The sequence below is a fragment of the Lysinibacillus sp. NPDC056185 genome (genome assembly GCF_047737915.1).
In the GTDB taxonomy this organism is placed as follows: Bacteria; Bacillota; Bacilli; order Bacillales_A; family Planococcaceae; genus Lysinibacillus.
Genome location: NZ_JBLLLQ010000008.1, coordinates 81,120 through 101,890 on the forward strand (window position 1 = coordinate 81,120; position 20,771 = coordinate 101,890).

A 20,771-nucleotide genomic window follows, 5' to 3' on the forward strand; every position below is an offset into this window, starting at 1 on the left:
AACATATGGAGTAAGTTAAAATATAGTAAGAGGGAGGCGTACATCTTGAAATTTCAAAAAATATCGATGAAGAGAAAAATTATGTCTCTGACTTTTTTTATTCTCATGCTCTCCTTTAGTATAGGTGGAACATTTTTGCTAGGGTTCGTCATGACTGTGCAAAAGGATAAGCTTGGAGATCAGGCTTTACTTGTGGCAAAAACAGTATCACAGCTTCCCGAGCTGAAAACTTACATATCAAATAATAATTTTAACGAGGCTACCAAACACATAAATCCTGTAGTGGAGGAAATACGTGATATAAATGGCGCACAGTATATTGTTGTACTGGATATGCAAAGGCGCAAGTACTCACATCCAAATACAGAGGAGATTGGGCAAATCTCGGAGTCAGGAGATCTAAACGCTGCGTTTTCTGAGCATTATTATACATCCATCGCACATGGTGAACATGGAGATATGGTACGAGCATTCGTCCCAATCATGAGTAAAGAAGGTAAACAAATAGGCGTAGTAGTAGTAGGCTATAGTGTTTTAACTGTGGCAGAGTTGCTACAATCTATTCAAACAGAATTAATGATTACTATTTTATTATCTCTTTTCTTTAGTGCATGGGGGGCTCATACATTAGGGCTTCATATGAAAAAGCAAATGTTTGGGCTAGAGCCCCACGAAATTGCTAAAATGTATGTAGAACGAACGGAAACATTTAACGCGATGCATGAAGGGATTATTGCCATTGATAATGATTTGACAATCACAATATTTAATGAAAAAGCATGTGACATATTGGGGGTTCACAAAAAACCTTCAACATTAATAGGGAAGAAAATTTTTGACGTTTTACCTGATACACGATTACCGGAAATATTGGAGCTAGATCAGCCCATTTTTAATCGTGAGCTTTATATTAATGATAACAATATTATGAGTAATCGTATTCCTATACAAGTTAATGGAAAAACGGTTGGAGCTGTGGCCATGTTTAAGGATCGTACAGAAGTGAAAAAGCTTGCAGAGGAATTAACGGGTGTTAAGGCATTTGTACAAGCATTACGCGTACAAACACATGAGCATAAAAATAAATTGCACACAATTGCTGGTCTTTTACAACTTGGACATCATGAACAAGCACTTTCTTACTTAACACAAGTAAAAGAAGAACACGATGAAATTACAAACTTTCTAAATGAACGGATTAAAAATGAAAATATTTCTGGGCTATTGCTTAGTAAAATCTCCTATGCAAAAGAACAGGGAATTCTACTGGAGATTGACAGAGAAAGCCGTTTGACAACATTTCCTAACAATTTAGATCATCATGATTTCGTTATTTTATTTGGTAACTTAATTGAAAATGCTTTTGATGCATTAAGGGATGTACAAATTGAAGAAAAAATAATCCATGTTTCTGTTGATGAAGATGAGGATGTTCTGGCAATATTAGTAACGGATAATGGTAAAGGCATGACAAATGAAGTCAAGGCACATATTTTTGATAATGGCTATTCGACAAAAGAGAAAAAAGGTCGAGGCATTGGACTTTTTTTAATAAAAGAAATTGTACAAAAAGGAAAGGGAGAAATCGAAGTCATAAGTGAACCGAATAAAGGGACAAGCTTTTTAATAACTTTTTACCATACTTAATAGGCCCATCATCAAATGCTGGGCGACTCTTTGGGGTTCATTTGACATCCCTAAGAAAGCGCTTGGTTGTCATGAAAATCAATCCTATGAGTAATGCAATATGAATAGTTGAAATAGAAGCGAGAAATTCTATGGGAACAGTGTGGCGCTCTCGTAGATATCTTCCTTAAGTGAAAATTTGCACATATAGAGATAGAACAGAGTGTATGGAGGACTAACAGTGACACAAACAAAGGTTTTATTAATAGAGGACGATCCAATGGTGCGAGAGGTTAATCGCCAATTTATTGAAAAGATAGCTGGATTTGAAGTAATTGGACAAGCCTCAAATGGAGTTGAAGGGATTGCTCAAATTCAAAAACTGAAACCAGATTTAGTATTTATGGATATTTTTATGCCAGAGCAGGATGGAGTGACAAGTTTACGGAAAATTCGTGAACTCAAGTTACCGGTAGATGTCATTACGGTAACCGCTGCTAATGATATGGAAACTGTAAAACAGGTCCTGCATCTTGGCGTCTTTGATTATATTATGAAACCTTTTTCATTTGAACGAGTGCAAGGAACGCTTGAAAATTATTTGCGCTTCAAAAAGCAAATGCAAACAGAGCGTGAATTAACACAAGGAGAGCTTGATCAGTTATTCCATTATCATGGAGGGGATAATGAGGTTCAGCAATCCAATGTCTTACGGTCAGAAAAAAGTTTACCTAAAGGTTTTAATCGTGCAACACTAGAGAAAGTTGTGCACTATTTGCAATCTGTAGAAGGAGCATCAGCAGAGGAAGTAGCCAGTGGTGTAGGTATTGCGCGCGTAACAGCAAGAAGATACTTAGATTATTTAGAGAAGCAAGAGGAAATTACGATGGATGTGCATTATGGTGGCATTGGTCGTCCAGTCAATTATTATTTTAGTAAATAATGAGAAATCCTGATTGTCAAAATAGACAATCAGGATTTTTTACTACTATAGATTTTTAAGTTGTGGATAACCAAAGTCATAGTTATGGTCTAAGCTAAAGCGCTACATCCTCGAGGTCGCTTCGATCCCTCGGGCAAAAGTGGTGGAGCGTTTACTTTTGCTTCGGGCTCTTCAAAGCTTTAGCGCATTTGTTCTTAGTAAGGCATAATTTTATCAACAGGCTTTGGCGTTTTAATTTTAGGTAAAATTTTATCTAATGTAACTGTACGCTCAATGATATGTGTTGATTCATCATTTTCATCGAAATGATCAAGGAATGAAATAACCTCTTTTACAATTGGTGTTGGCGTAGAAGCACCTGCTGTAACAGCGACAGAATTAATTCCTTTTAACCATTCAACTTTAAGCTCAGAAACGTCTGCAATTCGATAAGATGGCGTCCCTGCTATTTCAACAGAAACCTGCGTTAAACGATTCGAGTTATTGGATTTTGGGTCACCAACAACAATAAGTAAATCTGCCTCCCCAGCTTGCTGTGCAACTGCCTCTTGGCGGACCTGGGTTGCCAAACAAATCTCCTTATGCACTTCAATATGTGGGAATTTCTCTTTTAAACTATCCATTAAATGAGCGACATCCCATTGACTCATCGTCGTTTGATTTGTTACTAGTAATTTATCATTCGTTAAATTTAATGCATCAATATCCGTGGATGATTGCACTAAATGTACATGATCTGGTGCAACCCCAATTGCTCCCTCTGGCTCGGGATGGCCTTTTTTACCGATATATATAATATCATAGCCATTTGCTGATTTTTCACGAATTAAATCGTGCGTAACTGTTACGTCAGGACATGTAGCATCAATGGATACTAAGCCTTTTCGCTTCGCAATTTCACGAATTTCAGGTGAAACACCATGTGCTGTGAAAATAACAGTGCCAGTTTCAACTTGTTCAATAATTTCTAAACGATTCTCGCCATCTAATGTGATGATGCCATCTGCTTCAAAGGCATCCGTGACATGTTTATTATGCACAATCATACCTAAAATGTAGATAGGTCTTGGTAATGTTTTATCGAGTGCGGCGTTTCGAGCGATGACCATCGCATCAACAACACCGTAGCAATAGCCACGTGGATTAACTTTTAATACTTGCATGGTTGTGACTCCTTTCAAGCTTACCTACCTACATTATAACGGACAGGGACGGCGAATACAAAGAAACCTTCATCTACATAGGCGGCTGGAATATACGGGGCTTAGATGGAAGTGGTTCAGCAGGAGTAAATGATCCATTTTGTCGAGACGCTTTTCGACTTTTAGTTGAACCTGCTCCTGCACTAGCCGCTGCTCCAGCTGCTACTGCTCCAGCCCCTGCGGCAGCTCCTGCAGCAGGAAGACCTTGAAATCCTTTATACAATTTTAAAAGTGACGGAATATTTTTTACCATTGGCATTGCTTGCTGAATGTAAGGTGTATATGTTTTCGCTGAGTTAAATAAGCTATTCGCTTGCTGCAAAAATGAACCGATTTTTGAAGGTTCCTGCATTGGCATTTGTCCTCCAAATGCTCCTATTCCACTAGACATAGGAAAGCCACCGGGAATTCGTGGTTGATTCGGGAAGCCTCCAGGCGGGAAAAAGGACTGCGGTGACATTTGTGGAGGTGTTGGCATTTGCATCGGCATTTGCATCGGCATTTGTTGCATTGGCATTTGCATGGGCATTCTCATGCCACCAGGATACATCGGGAACTGTGGTCTAAATACCATAACGATCTCCTTTCGATAGTGATTTGACATTGATGACATACCTGATTATAAATATGATATGCAGAAGGGTAAGTTAGCGTTCGACACGCACAAAATAAATAACTAGGGCGATTATAAATGTATCTCACTATATCAGTAAGGTTTACTTATTATAGATGTAGACAGTAAGTGGTAAAAAATTCTTAAAAACTACACAGTTTTTCTCTATTCCGGTCGATAAGAAAGGTATAATGTTTTGTTGGTAAATCATCAAGTTAGAAAAAGATGATTTTAAAGTTAGTTCTGTGAAATATGTTACATTAATGTAAATAAATTGTTAAAATATTTTTTACTAGACTAAAATAGCAGAGGTTAAAAATAGGAGGTATTTTGTGTCAATTAAAGTAAGAAGTATAGTGTCGTTTGGCCTAATCGTAGTATTAGTTTTAGTTATGGGAATTTTTCAGCAACAAAATGCTAAATCCCAACTGGAGCAAGTACATTTGATGAAAGAAAAAACACTTCAAACGACGTTATTAGCAGATGAGATGAAGTTAGCAGTTGTACAGGTTCAGCAGTATTTGACTGATATTAGTGCCACAAGAGCACTCGATAATTTAGATGATGGATTTGAGCAAGCAGAAAAATATAGTAAAATCTTTAATAAAGATTTGGAACAAGTGAAAAAAATGCATCAGGAAGACCAGGAAAGATTAGATGCGATTAAAGTAGCGTTTGATGAGTATTATAGTACTGGTCAGAAAATGGCTCATAGTTATATTCAAGGCGGGCCTGAGCAAGGGAATAAACTGATGCTTGAATTTGATACTACTTCAGTTGAGATTAATGACAAAGTAGATTTGTTTCAACAAGAAAACATTACAGACATGCAAAATTCTTTAGCACATGTTGAAAAGCTTATTGATGATAATAAACAATGGTTCTTATGGATGTTCTGTATTATTTTAATGATTTGTGTAGTAGTTGGAATTATATTTGTACGTTCCATCGTTGTTCCTGTAAATAAGCTAACTTCTGCAGCAAGGGTAATTGCTAAAGGAGATTTATGTCAAAAGGATATCGAAGTTAGAACGAAGGATGAAATTAAAGATTTGGCTGATTCTTTTAATTTGATGAAGTCTAATTTACATTCACTAATACATAGCATGACGGCAAATGTTGAGCATACATCATCAGCTGCTGAAGAACTAGCAGCAAGTACAGAAGAAATTTCAAATTCCTCTCATGATATTGCAAACCTTGTAGAGAGAATGGCGATTAGTGATAATCAAGCAGCTGTTACAGGTCGTGAAAGTTCGATAGCAATGGATGAAACCGCTCAAGGTGTTCAACGTATTGCTGAAGCTACTCAAATGCTTCATTCTAAAGCAGTAGACACACAATCTATTGCAAATGATGGTGAAAAAACGTTGTATATTGCAGAAAACCAAATGTCAATTATCCAACAATCTTCAAATACAACAAATGAACGTATTAAGAAGCTAAGCACGCAATCAGCTGAAATCGTTCATATTACGAAAGTAATTACTGACATTACTGAGCAAACAAATCTTTTAGCTTTAAATGCTGCGATTGAGGCCGCTCGTGCGGGAGAGCATGGTAAAGGCTTCGCAGTCGTGGCAGATGAAGTGCGCAAATTAGCTGAGGAATCCAAAGCTTCTGCCAATCAAATAGTGGATGTAATAGCACTTATTCAGCAAGAAACGAAAGAAGTAGAAAAGGCCGTAAATGTAACAGTATTGAATGTAGATGAAGGTGTCACATTTATTCAGAATGCCCAAAATGCCTTCGATGGAATTTTAAAAGCGATTGGTGAAATGACATCTCAAATCGAGGATGTATCTGCTTCTACGCAACAAATTTCTGCAAGTACTGAAGAAGTGGCAGCATCGGTCAATGAAATGTCCTCTTCTTCCAAGCATGCTGCACAGCAATCTGAAACAATAGCATCGACAATAGAAGAGCAAGTTGCGACCATTCAAGAAATAAATACTGTTGCTAAGGCATTAAGTGAAGAAGCGGTGACTGTGAAGGAAGAAATCAATAAATTTAAAATTTAAGAGGCTTATCAGCAAAGCGAGTGGTTGATTTCCGTTTCGACTGGGCGCTTTGTTGTTGCTGTCGCTACGCTTTCGCACAGATAAAACAATTGCTGACGCTACGCTTTCGCACAGAGCAAAGGCTTCCTGGGGGCGTCCGATGAGCCGCTTCGCTGCGCTGCAGGGTCTCGGGCCAACACGATGTTGGTCACGAAGGCGTTATCACAGGACGTGATGGTTTTAGCCTTCGTTCCTCTGAATCGCTAATCCCCAAGGAGTCGCCCAATCTCCACTCCAATCAACTTATCCAATGGTATACGTTTTAGCAAAATGTCATTTCAAAATTCCTACCCTCCATGTATAAAAGTGCAAAAAAAAAGCGAGATAATTTCCAACGAATTAACAGTTTGGAAATACCTCGCTCTATTTATTTAGTAGTAAAATCTTTCAGTTGAGAAGGGGGAACGCAAGTGTTAGAAGAACAACTTTTCTGTAATGAGCATGATGCGCATTTGCCCTTCTTCTGCTTCTTAATGCTCTTATATAAAGTAATACCAGCATAGCCAAAAATAATACAACCGATTAAGATATTAATCAATAAACTCATTCTTTACACCTCACATGAATAAATTCCCAATGCCATAAATCATAAGTGCAATAAGATAAGCTACAACAAATGGATAAATGGTTGCAAATAAAGTCCATTTCACAGACTGTGTTTCCCTTTTTATTGCGCCTACTGTGGCTAAACAAGGCATATAAAGTAAAACAAAGGCCAAGAATGTATAAGCACTTAAAGCAGTAAAATGAGTTGTCATTGTAGAGGATAAGACACCTTCACTTACGCTATAAATAATCGCCATTGTCGAAACAATTACTTCTTTTGCCAGGAATCCAGCAATAAGGGATGCACCGGCTTGCCATGTTCCAAAGCCTAGTGGGATAAACAACACACCAAAAGCGCCACCGATCATTGCTAAAAAGCTGTCATCCATATTGACATTAGCGCCATGTGGTCCTAAATAAGAAAGAAGCCAAATAATAACGGAGCCGGCAAAGATAATAGTACCAGCTTTGCGGAAAAATCCTTTTCCTTTTTCCCAAGTAGAACGCCAAAGTGTTTTAAGCTGTGGTACATGATAGGCTGGTAATTCAACAATAAAAACTGAAGTTTCATTTTTCAAAATCGTCATTGATAATATTTTTGTCACAATAAGCGCTACCACTATACCCATTACATATAGGGAGAATACCACTAACGATTGATGTTGAGTAAAGAATGCTGCACCGAACAAAGCATATACAGGTAACCTTGCTGAGCAGCTCATAAACGGCGCAACAAGAATTGTTAATAATCGTTCTTTCGGCTGTTCAATTGTTCTCGCCGCCATTACACCTGGAACATTACATCCAAAGCTTACAATCATCGGAATAAACGCTTTGCCGTTTAAACCGAAAAATTCCATAAGGCGATCCATGACAACGGCAATTCTCGCCATATAACCTGAATCTTCTAATAGTGAAATAAAGAAAAATAGTACAAAGATTTGTGGAATGAAAACTAAAACACCGCCAACACCCGCAATGATCCCATCACATATTAAATGAACAATAAAAGGAGCTGCACCAATAGCTTCTAAGCCCTGAGTAACAGCATCTGTAAGAGGGCCTCCTACAATGCCATCCAGGAAATCAGAAAGTGGGGTTCCGATCCATGCAAACGTTGCTTGAAACATTAAAAACATAAGCGCTAAGAAAATCGGAACACCCAAAATTGGATGTGTTAGAATTTTATCAACTTTCTCTGACCATTGTGTTTCACTTTTCTCTTGTATAATTACTTTGCTGTTGATGTTATAAATATATAAATCACGTTTTTTAGCAATAGCTTTATTTAATGGTTCACCAATTTGCTTTTCTAAAGCATCGCGCATTGCATCTAGCTTTTCAAAGTATTCCTTTTCTTTCAAATAAGCGTCAACGGCTTCATTTCCTATTAAAAATTGAATCGTACACCATCTTCTTTGTTCTTCAGGAACATGCTGTAACAATGCTTCAATTTTTGAGATGCCTTCTTCAATTAAGTCATCATAGGTTAATGTAAAACGTTGTTGAGTACGATCTGAGGCTTGAATAGCAGTATAAATACCTTCGACACCTTTACCAGTACGAGCGCTTATTGGAATAACAGGTACTCCTAAAGAACTCTGTAATTTTTCGACATCAATTGAAATGCCTTTCTTTTTCGCTACGTCAATCATATTTAAACAGATGAAAACAGGCTTTCTAAGTTCAAGTATATCTACTGTTAATTGCATATTTCGTTCGAAATTAGAAGCATCGATAATATTTAAAATTCCATCTACCTGATCTTCAAGTAAAAATGAAGTAACAACACTTTCATCTCTTGAAATCGGATTAAGCGTATATACACCAGGTAAATCAATTATTTCTTTTTGTAGTTTTTTTACTTGTCCTACTTTTTTTTCAACGGTTACACCACTCCAATTGCCAACGTATTCATATGAATTTGTCAACGTATTGAACAATGATGTTTTACCGATATTAGGGTTTCCTATTAAAGCTAATCTACTCATACTTGTTCGACCTTTATATCCATTAAATCTTTTTTTCTAAGCCCGATTTTTTGTCCTTGACATTCCAATATACAAGCTCCAGAAAACCATCCTTTTTGGACCATACAAACTTGACAGCCTTCTTTTATACCAAAAGCATTTAATCGTTTACATAAAAGAGAGTCAATTTGCTGTAGATCTTTCACTTTAACTTTTTCCCCCAATTGAACCGCGTGAAGGTTCATAAGATCTACCTACTTTCTTGTGAGTGATAATCATTATCAAAAAAATCTTATCATTTTTTATCTAGTGTATCAATATTAAGTTTGCTGTAGAAAGTAATATTGGAATAGCAAAGTTAAAGTAAGATTAAACATTATTCTTCATCGTGACAACGAAGCATTCTGTAACCAACGCGGACATGTGTCTGGATGAACTTTGGGTTAGCTGGATTATCCTCTATTTTCTTTCGAAGAGTAGCCATAAAAACTCTTAGACTTGGGACATCCGATTGAAGTGCATTATGCCAAACTTCCTTTAAAATAAAATTATGCGTTAAAACTTTGCCGACATGCTTTGATAAAATAACCAAGAGCTTATATTCAATAGGCGTCAAATGTACTTCTTTGTCATTTACAAACACTGTATTTGCCAAGTAGTTTATTTGTAAATGACCATTTACAAAGACAGAGGGTTCACTTTCTAGCTGATGCTCAAATGACATTCTTCTCAAAGCTACTCGAATTCGGGCTAATAGCTCTTCAACACTGAAAGGCTTTGTAACATAATCGTCTGCACCGGCATCTAAAGCATTGATTTTATCGTGCTCTTCGCCGCGTGCACTAACTACGATAATAGGTGTTTGAGTCCAGCTTCTAATTTTCGTTATAAGCTCTACCCCGTCTATGTCGGGTAGTCCTAAATCCAAAATAATCACGTCTGGATTCATAGCAAGAGCCTTTTGTAAAGCACTATGACCATCTCGTGCAATGTCAAATTCATACTGCTGAGTAGCTAATGTCATTTTAATTAAATTGCCAATGGCTATATCATCTTCTACTACTAGAATTCGTTTATTCATCGAATTTCATTACTCCTTTTTAGCTCATCACCATAAACGTGTGGTTGATTTCATTGTCGACTTGAGCTTTCCTGGGAGCGCCCGCTTCGGATCTTCCCTGTGGCACTGATCCCAAGAAGTCATCTGGCTTCTACTCCAATCAACTTATACGAACGTTTTAATAAATGTTATCTCTAACATTTGATAAAGGGCTTTTTTTTAGTGAAAAATTAAAAATCGTTCCTTTTGGTTTATTATCCGAAACTGTTATTTCACTACCATGTAATTTTAAAATAGTTTGACATAGAGCCAAGCCTAATCCTAAGCCTCTTCGGCTATCGCTACGCTGTACTTTTCCGGTAGTAAATGGCTCAAAAAGGCTGGTTTTTATAGCATCATCAATGCCAGGTCCATCATCAGAAATACTAAAGTGTACGAAACGTTCAGATTCTTTGATATTTATAGTAATAACACTGCCTGACGGTGTATAGGTCAATGCATTATCAATAATATTAATTAGAACTTGAATAATCAGTCGCGCATCCATTACAGCAAATAAAAATTCCGGTTCAATATGATAGGATATTTCATGTGTATTGTTTAGGCGAACGACATGTGTTAGTGCCTCCTGAATAATATCTTCTACAAGTTCCAATTGCATTTCTATAGCAAATTGTCCATCTTCTAACTTAGACACAGCAAGTAAGTTTTCAACCATTTGTACAAGCCATTTTGAATTTTTATAAATATCCTCATATATTTTGCTTTTTTCATCCTCTCGAATTAAAGGTGCATTAGATAGTAATATATCTGCATTACCGGAAATAGCAGTTAGTGGTGTTCTTAAATCATGAGAAACGGCGCGCAAAAGGTTTGCTCGCATTTGTTCCATTTCAGCTTCTCTAGCTACTTCTGCATTGAGTTTTTGTAAATACCATTTATCAAGTGCGAATGAAAAATCATTAATAATGGCATGCAAAATATTACGCTCAAATGCAGGTAAGGGTGATTGCTTTGACAGGGCAATACCGATAACACCTTTAACACTCCCATTTGAAATAACCGGTAAACAGTAGGCATTCACTTCAGGAAATATATCAGTGGAAACGCCTGCTACATGCTTATTATTGATAACCCAGCTTACTACACCATGCTCATTCGGATTCTCAAATTGGGAAGCTATCTTCTTATTTTCAATACTAGATATGCTCTCGGTACGGAAAAAAATAGAGTTCACAATTAAGTTATTTTCTATCTCAAAAAATTGTACTGGCTTTTCTACTAATTTAACGATTTGTGACATGCCTTCAGTAATAATTTCTTCTATAGACTTAGCATGTTGAAGTCTTCGATTTGTATCAAGGAGCACCTCCATTCGATAAGATTTACGAACAGCGACAATGGTTTGCTCCTTTATTTTTTTCGTTAAGCTACTTGTAATCACTCCTGAAAGGAACATGATCACAAAGGTTATCGGATAGTCGCGATGATAGGCGTTAAATGAAAATCGTGGTTCTGTAAACAAATAATTAAAAAGCAGTACCGCCATAATGGAGCTAATAATGCTCATCATCCATCCTGATGACCAAATGGCAAGTATTAAGACACCTAAAATGTAGATAGTGATAATGTTCGAGTCGCTGACACCAATTGTGTAAAAATATAGCCCAACAACTGATACTATGCCAAATACTACAGCCATTTTTAATAAGTCAAGCCATTCAAATGACAGCTTATTTTTTACAGTAGGGAAGTAGAACTGTTCGTTTTCCTGATCTGGCACTATATGTATGGCTAAATTCGGCACAAATTCATTGAGTCGATCACTAATTTTGGTGTTTGGTCGCCACCATTTTTTTCTCATGCTAGTTCTACCGATGACTAATTTAGTGACACCACTAATTTGTGCATAGTTGGCAAGGGCAACAGCTACATCATCTTCCTGAACAATTACGACATGGCCGCCAAGCTGTTCAACAAGCTTTATATGTTGCTGAAGTCGTTCAGAATTTGCGTTACTCCTGTCATGCTCCTGTACGTTTTGAACGTAAAGAGCCGTAAATTTCCCGTGTAATGCCTGTGCTAGTCGCGCAGTAGTTCGAATAACCTTGGCATTCGTAGGAGAGCTACTAATACCAACAAGTAAATGCTCTTCGATTTGTACATGATGATTTATAGATTCGTCGCTATTTACCTGCTTATAGTTAATCGTATCTGCAGCTCTTCGTAGTGCAATTTCTCGAAGTGATACTAGGTTTTGTTTACGAAAAAAAGATTGCAATGCTTTTTCGGCTTGTTGTTTTACATAAATTTTGCCTTCTTGTAGGCGTTGGATTAACTCATCTGGTTCAATATCGACAATTTTTATTTGTGCAGCTTGATCAATTAAATAATCTGGAATACGCTCTCGTACTTTTATTCCGGTTATTTCTTCTACTATATCGTGTAGGCTTTCAATATGTTGAATATTTACGGTTGTATAGACATGAATGCCCTTTGCAAGTAATTCCTCTACATCTCCAAAACGTTTCTTGTGACGCATCGTTGGAACATTGCTATGTGCCAATTCATCAATAATGACAATTTCCGGTTTGCGCTTTAGTACTTCATCAATATCTAATTCCTGAAAAGGTTTCCCTTTATAAATTATTTTTTTCGTAGGAATTTGCTCAAGTCCCTCGAGTAAAGCTAACGTATCTGGACGAGGATGTGGTTCTACATAGCCAACTACCACATCTTTACCAAGTTTTCGTGCTTGATGTGCTGCATCTAGCATTGCATAAGTTTTACCTACTCCAGCAGCATAACCAAGAAAGATCTTTAGCTTCCCTACAAATTGTTCTTCCTGTTGAAGCCTCGCTAAAAACGTCTCTGGAGTTGGACGTGTATTTTCCATCCTCTTTCACCTCATTTGTATTATAGCGTTATCTTCCATTAAGAAAGTATTAAGATTTTCCCTCTTTATAGTTTCTTAATAGGAAAAGCGATTTCCTAACACTACATTAATTTGAAAGTCAGTATGATGAGAGCATCCAAATAAAGGAGGGTGCTCGATTGATGGACTTTTATATGATTGGCTTACTCATCATAAGCTTTGCAAGTCTATATGCATTAACCGCTTGGTGCTTCAAGTTAGTCGATGAAAAGTAAGGGGGAATAAAAAATGTGGATTGTTATGGGGATTGTACTTGTATTCCTTTTCGGTTATCTAGGGCATGCATTACTTTATCCTGAAAACTATTAATAGGCTTGTAGGAGGTATTGCGGTATGTGGCAAATCGCCATCGTATTAATTATTTCTTTACCAATCGTTATTCTAACTGGTCACTATTTATTTCGGGTGACAATGCAACAAAAAACATGGCTTGATCCAATAATGGACAGATTTGATGCCGTTATATATAAATTATGTGGCATTAAGCAAGTAGATATGACGGGAAAACAGTATGTACTTTCATTAATTTTGTCGAACGCCTTTATGGTGTTTACTGGATACGTTCTTTTACGAATTCAAGCTATGTTGTTTTTAAACCCAAATGAGATTGACAATATGGAAGCAACACTTTCATTTAATACCATAATTTCATTTATGACGAATACAAATCTTCAGCACTATAGTAGCGAATCAGGACTAAGTTATTTATCACAAATGCTAATCATTATCTTTATGATGTTTACATCTGCAGCTACTGGTTATGCGGCTTGTATGGCGTTCTGCCGTCGTCTTGTTGCTAAAACCGACACTATTGGTAATTTCTTTGTGGATTTTGTGCGTGTTATCACACGTGTGTTAATGCCTATATCTATTGTTGTGGCCATTATTTTAGTATCTCAAGGTACACCACAAACCTTGAGTGCGAATAAAACTGTACAATCAATAGAAGGTAAATTACAAGATATTGCACTTGGACCTGTAGCTTCTCTTGAATCTATCAAGCATGTAGGAACAAATGGTGGTGGCTTTAATGGGGCGAATTCAACAACACCTTTTGAGAATCCAACGGTCATTTCTAATATTGTGGAAATGCTATCTATGATGCTATTACCAGGTGCTTGTGTAGTTGCCTTTAGTTTAATGGTTGCATATGGAAAAAGAAAAACGATCTTTGGAAAGCAAGGGCTAGCCATTTTTGTGGCAATGAGTGCGCTATTCCTAGTCGGATTGGTAACTGTGTATGTTGCGGAGAGAGCGGGTAATCCGATCATTAATGAGCTCGGAGTTGCACAGGAGCTTGGCAGTATGGAAGGAAAAGAGATTCGCTTTGGGGTGGCACAATCAGCGTTATTTACGACAGTGACCACTGCTTTTACAACGGGGTCTGTCAACAATATGCATGATACATTAACGCCGCTTGGTGGTCTTGTACCGATGTTTAATATGATGCTAAATGTTGTCTTTGGAGGCAAGGGAGTCGGCCTAATGAACATGATGATGTATGTGTTACTAACAATTTTTATCGCCTGTTTGATGATTGGTCGAACACCTCAGTTTTTAGGCAAGAAAATTGAGGAGAAGGAAATGAAGCTAATTGCTCTTTGTATTTTAATCCATCCTGCTATTATTCTATTATTTTCAGCACTTGCAGTTGCAACAACAGCAGGTGTAGCAGGCATAACGAATCCAGGGGCACATGGTTTATCTCAAGTACTATATGAATTTGCGTCTGCCTCAGCAAATAATGGCTCAGGTTTTGAAGGATTAGTTGACAACTCAACATTTTGGAATGTAACGACAGGGCTCGCCATGTTCTTCGGACGTTATTTGACGATCATTATTCAACTCGCAATAGCGTCTCTATTAGCGAAAAAAATGTTTCACAGTGACTCGGTAGGAACATTGAGAACAGATAATACTATTTTCACATTTTTACTTGTTGCTATCGTTTTAATGATTGGTGCTCTTACATTTTTACCAGCATTAGCACTCGGGCCAATTACAGAACATTTACAACTTTATTCATAAATAAGGAGAGACACCTATGGAAACAGCAAGAAAAGGTTTGCTTACGGGCAATATGCTAAAAAGCTCGATTATAGACGCTTTAAAGAAATTTAGTCCACTATATATGCTGAAAAATCCAGTTATGTTTGTAGTAGAAGTTGGGTTTATGTTTGTGCTGTTATTAACCCTCTTTCCGAATATGTTTGGTAGCGGAGGAGGAGAACATGATCGATTGTATAATGCGATCGTCGCGGTCATTCTTTTTGTAACCATTCTATTTGCAAACTTTGCTGAGTCGATTGCTGAAGGCCGAGGAAAGGCACAAGTTCAAACGTTAAAAAATACTAAAACAGTTACACAGGCTCGTGTCTTACTTAGTGATGGTTCTGAAATACTTAAACAGGCACATGAATTAAAAAAGGGTGATATTGTTTTAGTTCAGGCAGGAGAGGTTATTCCAAATGATGGAGAAGTTATTGAGGGAATTGCTACTGTGGATGAATCGGCGATAACAGGTGAGTCTGCCCCTGTTGTAAAAGAGCGGGGTGGAGACTTTTCATCAGTTACAGGTGGTACGACGGTTACGAGTGATTGGCTGATGATCGAAATTACTTCGATGCCTGGGGAATCATTTTTAGACAAAATGATCACGCTCATTGAAGGAGCCAGTCGTAAAAAAACGCCAAATGAGATAGCACTCAATACACTTTTAGTAAGCTTAACGATTATTTTCTTATTAGTTGTTGTGACGCTCTATCCAATGACAACTTATTTAAATGTACCGATTTCTATCGCAACGTTAATTGCTCTTACAGTTTGTTTAATTCCTACAACCATTGGTGGATTATTGTCGGCAATCGGTATTGCAGGAATGGATAGAGTTACTCAGTTTAATGTTATTGCGATGTCTGGAAGAGCAGTAGAGGCATGTGGAGATGTAGATACATTAATTTTAGATAAAACTGGAACTATCACTTATGGAAATCGCATGGCAGCTGAATTTCTCCCAGTAAAAGGTGTGGACAGTAAAGATTTAATGCAAGCTGCATGGCTTAGTTCTTTAACAGATGATACACCTGAAGGAAAGTCTATTTTGTCACTTGCTTGTGAATTAGGAGTGAATACTAAGGATGAAGAAAACATTATCAGATCAAGTGAACATATTCCCTTTACCGCACAGACTCGTATGAGTGGTTTGGATATGAAGGATGGCACAAAAATTCGAAAAGGAGCCTATGATACGATAAAAAAAGAGAGCTTAAAAACAGATCATAGCATTCCTACAAATTTGGAACAGCTGATTCAACAAGTATCTTCTGTTGGCGGAACACCACTAGTAGTAGCGTTAAACGATAAAATTTTAGGTGTCATTTACTTAAAGGATGTCGTAAAGGCCGGACTCAAGGAACGCTTTGATCAGCTTCGAGCAATGGGTATTAAAACGATCATGTGTACAGGAGATAATCCATTAACCGCAGCAGCTATTGCAAAGGAAGCAGGGGTGGACAGTTTTATTGCAGAAAGTAAGCCAGAAGACAAAATTCAAGTTATTAAAGATGAGCAGGCACAAGGGAAAGTAGTAGCTATGACTGGTGACGGGACGAACGATGCCCCTGCATTAGCACAAGCTAACGTAGGTCTTGCCATGAATTCAGGAACAAATGCAGCAAAGGAAGCTGCGAACATGGTCGATTTAGATTCAAATCCTACTAAAATTATTGAAGTTGTAGAAATAGGGAAGCAGTTGCTCATGACTCGAGGTGCGTTAACAACGTTCAGTATTGCAAATGATATCGCAAAGTATTTTGCAATTATTCCAGCTATGCTTATGGTCGCAGTACCAGAGATGGGGACATTAAACATTATGCATCTCAATTCTCCATCAAGTGCGATAATTTCTGCTTTAATTTTTAACGCAGTGATTATACCACTATTAATACCTATTGCAATGAGGGGTGTTAAGTATAAGCCGATGAGTGCTGAAAAATTATTAAATAAAAACTTACTTGTTTATGGCGTAGGCGGTATTATCGCTCCTTTTATCGGCATTAAGTTGATTGATTTACTAGTTGGACCACTATTCCATACGTTTGGGTTATAGGAGGAAGGACATGCGAAAACTTTTTGAGAATTCAAAGCAAGCATTTTTAATCACAATGACAATGTTCGTTTTATGTGGTTTTATATACCCATTTGCAGTAACTGCATTAGCTCAAGGGTTATTTCATCATAAAGCAAATGGTAGTTTAATAGAAGCAGATGGTGAAGCTGTTGGTTCAGAATTAATCGGTCAAGCTTTTACTGCACCGGAATATTTTTGGGGGCGTGTCTCCTCTGTTAATTATAATGTCTATACGAAAGAGGATACGATACCAGACGAAAATGGCCAGGTGAACTATAGTGGTGTTAGCTCTGGAACGTTTAACTATGCACCATCCAATCCAGAATTAAAGAAACGGATAGAAGCAGATATCGAGAAGTTTTTACTAGCAAACCCATCCGTAAAACGACAAGACATACCCGCTGATTTAATGACCGCTTCAGGCTCAGGTTTGGATCCGCATATTAGTGTGAAGGCTGCAGAATTACAAGTCGATCGAATTGCCCAAGCAAGTGGGCTTGCGAAGGATGAGATTGAAAAAATTATAGCAGCAAATACGGAAAAACGGACGTTGGGAACTTTTGGAGAAAATAAGGTAAACTACCTAATGGCCAATCTAGATATTATAAAAAAAATGGATGAGAAATAGGTTCATCACCAAAAGTTAGGGATGACATTTGTTAATAAGTTTACCATGTATATAAGTTGATTGGAGTGGAGGCTGGGCGACTCCTCGGGGATCAGCGTCACAGATGAGACCCTGCAGCGAAGCGAAGCGGCTCATCGGACGCCCCAGGAAGCTCTGCTCTGTGCGAAAGCGAAGCGTCAGCAATTGTTTTATCTGTGCGAAAGCGTAGCGACAGCAACAACAAAGCGCCCAGTCGGAACGGAAATCAACCCTACGTTATGATGATGAGCAATAGAGGGATAAAAATTTAACAAATAAAAACAGGTAGAGAAAAGCTTCTTAGTTTTCTCTACCTGTCGCTATAAATAAATTAAGCTTGTGAATTTACAAGGATTTTAATATGATTTTTTTCTTTCATTAGTGCCTCGAAGCCTTCTGTTACGACTTCATCAAGAGTAATTCGTTTCGTTACAAGTTTTTCAGCAGGGAAGTAACCTTGTTTCATTAATTCCATAACGGCTGGGAAAATATCGCGATAAGCAATAATCCCTTTTACAGAACGCTCTGTCAGTACGATATTGTTTGGCAGAATAGAAGCTTCAGTTTCCCAAATAGAAACGATAATTGTTTCTCCTTCAAATGTTGTAGAATCAATAGCTTGCTGTAATACTACAGGAACACCTGTTACTTCAAATGCAACATCTACGCCACCATTTGTTAATTCATGTAGACGAGCTACTGCATCCTCATCTTTAGGATTAATAACGGCCGTAGCGCCAAGTTCTAATGCTTTAGCAGCACGCTCTGCGGAAAGCTCTACCGCATAAATTTCGGCTGCTCCAGCTGCACGTAATGCCTCGATTACAAGAAGACCGATTGGCCCAGTACCAAAGACAGCTGCTGTATCGCCAGCTTTTAGTTTGCTTTGACGAACTGCATGTAATGCTACTGCCGCTGGTTCAACAAGTGCACCTTGTTCATAGGAAAGCCCCTTAGGCATTTTATGTACCATTTTTTCATCTACCATTGTATATTCAGAGAAACCTCCGCCACCGCCAGAAAGACCGTGGAATCCTAGGTGCTTACAAATATTATATTTCCCTTTTTTACAAGCAGCACATTCGCCACATGCAAGAATAGGTTCTACAACGACAGGATCTCCAACTTGTACCTTTGTAACGCCTTCGCCAACTTCTACTACTTCACCAGAGAACTCATGTCCCATAACAATTGGCGCAATATCTTTACTGACATAGTGAGGTTGTTCCACAGGAATGAATATTGGGCCAGCTGCGTATTCATGTAAATCACTACCACAAATCCCTGTCCAATGTACTTTAATTTTTACCTTTCCAGGTGAAATTACTGGTTCTTCAATGTTCTCTACACGGATATCTTTTGCTTTATACCATCTTGCTGCTTTCATAATAAGTCAACCTCCTCTAGTATCTTACATTTTTATCGTAACATATGGTAATTCTTCAAAGCATTAGTTAACAATAAATTGACATAAAAAATACTAATTCTTGGATTTTTCCAATAGCATTATAGTGCTATCCGCTTGTCGACAAAATAATAAATATAAAGTGTATCAAAAAACAAAGGTTAGCGCTTTTTTTATTGCATATTCACAGTATTTCGAGTAACTTTGATAAGGGCTTCGCTACAGCTATGATAAAAATATACAATTATGTTCATGCTTTAGATAATAGGACGTTAATATACCTAAAAGTTGAATCATGATACAATGAGAAAGATGTTAGGAGGAACGAATTATGTCAAAATATACTGATTATAATTTTCAGCCATTTTTGCAGGACGCAATTGCAAAACTTGGCTTTACAGAACCAACGCCGATTCAAAAGGAAATCATTCCGCTACTATTAAAAGGAAAGAGTGCAATCGGACAAGCGCATACAGGGACGGGAAAAACACATAGTTTTTTAATTCCTATTGTGCAACGAATTAATGCTGACAAGCAGGAAGTACAAGCTGTTATTACGTCACCTACACGTGAGCTTGCACAACAAATTTTTGATGCATTAAATCAATTAATTGAAGGAACAACTATTCAAGCGAAACTATTTATTGGAGGTACGGACAAGCAACGCTCCATTGATAAGTTAAAAACGCAACCACAAATTGTTGTCGGAACGCCAGGACGTATTCGTGATCTCGTTTCAGCGCAAGCGTTATTTGTGCATACGGCACCAATTTTAGTTGTCGATGAGGCAGATTTAGCCTTCGATATGGGCTTTATAGAGGAAATCGATGGTTTTGCTTCCCAAATGCCAGAAAACCTTGAAATGTTTGTATTCTCAGCAACAATTCCAGAAAAGCTTCAGCCTTTCTTAAAAAAATATATGGAAGCACCTGTTCATGTCCATATGAACGATAAACGCCCTGTCGCAGAAGGACTTGACTTTGTGCTTGTACCAGTGCGTTCTAAATCACGTAACAAACGTTTGTTGGAAGTTATTGAAGGAATCAATCCATTTTTAGCTGTAATTTTCACCAACACACGTAAAACAGCAGAGCACGTTGCTGGCTACTTAAATGAAAACGGGATTCGCTGTGGTCAAATACATGGTGACTTAAGTCCACGTGATCGTAAGAAGATGATGAAGCAAATTCGAGAATTGGACTATCAATATATCGTTGCAACAGATCTTGCGGCACGTGGTATCGATATTCAAGGAATTTCACATGTCATTAACTACGAAATTCCAGAGGACTTAGAATTCTTTATTCATCGTGTGGGACGTACAGCGCGTGCAGGGAATAAAGGAACTGCTATCACGTTGTTTGAGCCATCAGATGAGGATGCAGTAGTACGTGTTGAGAAAATGGGTATTCCATTTGTTCAAAAAGATGTAAAAGATGGCGAATGGACTGAACTAAAAGATCGCCATGCACGTAAAAATCGTGTGAAGCATGAAAATGAAATCGATGCGAAAGCAAAAGCATTAGTGCGTAAGCCGAAAAAAGTAAAACCAGGATACAAGCGTAATATGAAATGGGAAATGGAAAAAGTTAAAAAACGTGAACGTCGTTTAAAAGCTCGCGGTAAAAAATAAGGA

Annotated in this window: 15 protein-coding genes; 7 read left to right on the top strand and 8 right to left on the bottom strand. The window is 37.7% G+C overall.

The window, feature by feature from the left end; all coding sequences use genetic code 11:
• Positions 1-105 precede the first annotated feature (105 nt).
• Together ACMZ42_RS10475 and ACMZ42_RS10480 are read left to right on the top strand one after the other, a co-directional pair.
• On the top strand, positions 106-1,647 hold the full coding sequence (locus ACMZ42_RS10475; protein ID WP_370081622.1) for an ATP-binding protein: 1,542 nt from the start codon (positions 106-108) through the stop codon (positions 1,645-1,647).
• A gap of 220 nt (positions 1,648-1,867) precedes the next feature.
• On the top strand, positions 1,868-2,569 hold the full coding sequence (locus ACMZ42_RS10480; RefSeq protein WP_370081523.1) for a response regulator: 702 nt from the start codon (positions 1,868-1,870) through the stop codon (positions 2,567-2,569).
• 194 nt (positions 2,570-2,763) lie between these two features.
• On the opposite strand, the gene ACMZ42_RS10485 is transcribed toward ACMZ42_RS10480, so the two are convergent.
• Together ACMZ42_RS10485 and vrrA are read right to left on the bottom strand one after the other, a co-directional pair.
• Entirely contained in the window at positions 2,764-3,732 is a 969-nt protein-coding gene (locus tag ACMZ42_RS10485; protein ID WP_370081525.1) for a 4-hydroxy-3-methylbut-2-enyl diphosphate reductase, read from the bottom strand.
• Between the two features lie 73 nt (positions 3,733-3,805).
• Positions 3,806-4,345 carry a VrrA/YqfQ family protein gene (vrrA, locus tag ACMZ42_RS10490; RefSeq protein ID WP_415731410.1) on the bottom strand — a complete coding sequence of 180 codons (540 nt, stop codon included), beginning with the start codon at positions 4,343-4,345 and terminating at the stop codon, positions 3,806-3,808.
• A gap of 371 nt (positions 4,346-4,716) precedes the next feature.
• Here vrrA and ACMZ42_RS10495 point away from each other — a divergent pair, with 371 nt between their 5' ends.
• Positions 4,717-6,405 (top strand): methyl-accepting chemotaxis protein, encoded by a 1,689-nt coding sequence (locus ACMZ42_RS10495; protein ID WP_370081529.1) that lies wholly within the window; start codon positions 4,717-4,719, stop codon positions 6,403-6,405.
• A 406-nt stretch (positions 6,406-6,811) separates the two neighbouring features.
• Here ACMZ42_RS10495 and ACMZ42_RS10500 read toward each other — a convergent pair whose 3' ends face one another.
• From ACMZ42_RS10500 to ACMZ42_RS10520, 5 genes are all read right to left on the bottom strand, one after another.
• A complete protein-coding gene (locus ACMZ42_RS10500) occupies positions 6,812-6,991 on the bottom strand; it encodes a FeoB-associated Cys-rich membrane protein (protein WP_370081531.1) in 180 nt (59 codons plus the stop codon).
• Between the two features lie 10 nt (positions 6,992-7,001).
• Positions 7,002-8,981 carry a ferrous iron transport protein B gene (gene feoB, locus ACMZ42_RS10505; protein WP_415731411.1) on the bottom strand — a complete coding sequence of 660 codons (1,980 nt, stop codon included), beginning with the start codon at positions 8,979-8,981 and terminating at the stop codon, positions 7,002-7,004.
• Positions 8,978-9,205 carry a FeoA family protein gene (locus ACMZ42_RS10510; RefSeq protein ID WP_049663835.1) on the bottom strand — a complete coding sequence of 76 codons (228 nt, stop codon included), beginning with the start codon at positions 9,203-9,205 and terminating at the stop codon, positions 8,978-8,980. The genes feoB and ACMZ42_RS10510 overlap by 4 nt, the downstream gene beginning before the upstream one ends.
• Before the next feature lie 131 nt (positions 9,206-9,336).
• Positions 9,337-10,041: a response regulator transcription factor gene (locus ACMZ42_RS10515; RefSeq protein WP_402869571.1), complete on the bottom strand. Its 705-nt coding sequence runs from the start codon at positions 10,039-10,041 to the stop codon at positions 9,337-9,339.
• Between the two features lie 157 nt (positions 10,042-10,198).
• A complete protein-coding gene (locus tag ACMZ42_RS10520) occupies positions 10,199-12,916 on the bottom strand; it encodes a DUF4118 domain-containing protein (protein ID WP_415731412.1) in 2,718 nt (905 codons plus the stop codon).
• A gap of 372 nt (positions 12,917-13,288) precedes the next feature.
• On the opposite strand from ACMZ42_RS10520, the gene kdpA reads away from it, so the two are divergent.
• The 3 genes from kdpA to kdpC are packed head-to-tail and all read left to right on the top strand — an operon-like array spanning position 13,289 to position 17,712.
• Positions 13,289-14,983 carry a potassium-transporting ATPase subunit KdpA gene (kdpA, locus tag ACMZ42_RS10525; protein ID WP_415731413.1) on the top strand — a complete coding sequence of 565 codons (1,695 nt, stop codon included), beginning with the start codon at positions 13,289-13,291 and terminating at the stop codon, positions 14,981-14,983.
• A 16-nt stretch (positions 14,984-14,999) separates the two neighbouring features.
• Positions 15,000-17,063 (top strand): potassium-transporting ATPase subunit KdpB, encoded by a 2,064-nt coding sequence (gene kdpB, locus ACMZ42_RS10530; RefSeq protein ID WP_415731415.1) that lies wholly within the window; start codon positions 15,000-15,002, stop codon positions 17,061-17,063.
• A 10-nt stretch (positions 17,064-17,073) separates the two neighbouring features.
• Entirely contained in the window at positions 17,074-17,712 is a 639-nt protein-coding gene (gene kdpC, locus ACMZ42_RS10535) for a K(+)-transporting ATPase subunit C (RefSeq protein WP_370081543.1), read from the top strand.
• Between the two features lie 349 nt (positions 17,713-18,061).
• On the opposite strand, the gene ACMZ42_RS10540 is transcribed toward kdpC, so the two are convergent.
• Positions 18,062-19,117, bottom strand: coding sequence for a 2,3-butanediol dehydrogenase (locus ACMZ42_RS10540; protein ID WP_415731416.1), 1,056 nt, complete (start codon positions 19,115-19,117; stop codon positions 18,062-18,064).
• A gap of 349 nt (positions 19,118-19,466) precedes the next feature.
• Between ACMZ42_RS10540 and ACMZ42_RS10545 the strand changes: the two genes are divergently transcribed.
• Positions 19,467-20,768, top strand: a complete 1,302-nt coding sequence (locus tag ACMZ42_RS10545; RefSeq protein WP_415731417.1) for a DEAD/DEAH box helicase — start codon at positions 19,467-19,469, stop codon at positions 20,766-20,768.
• Positions 20,769-20,771: the final 3 nt, after the last annotated feature.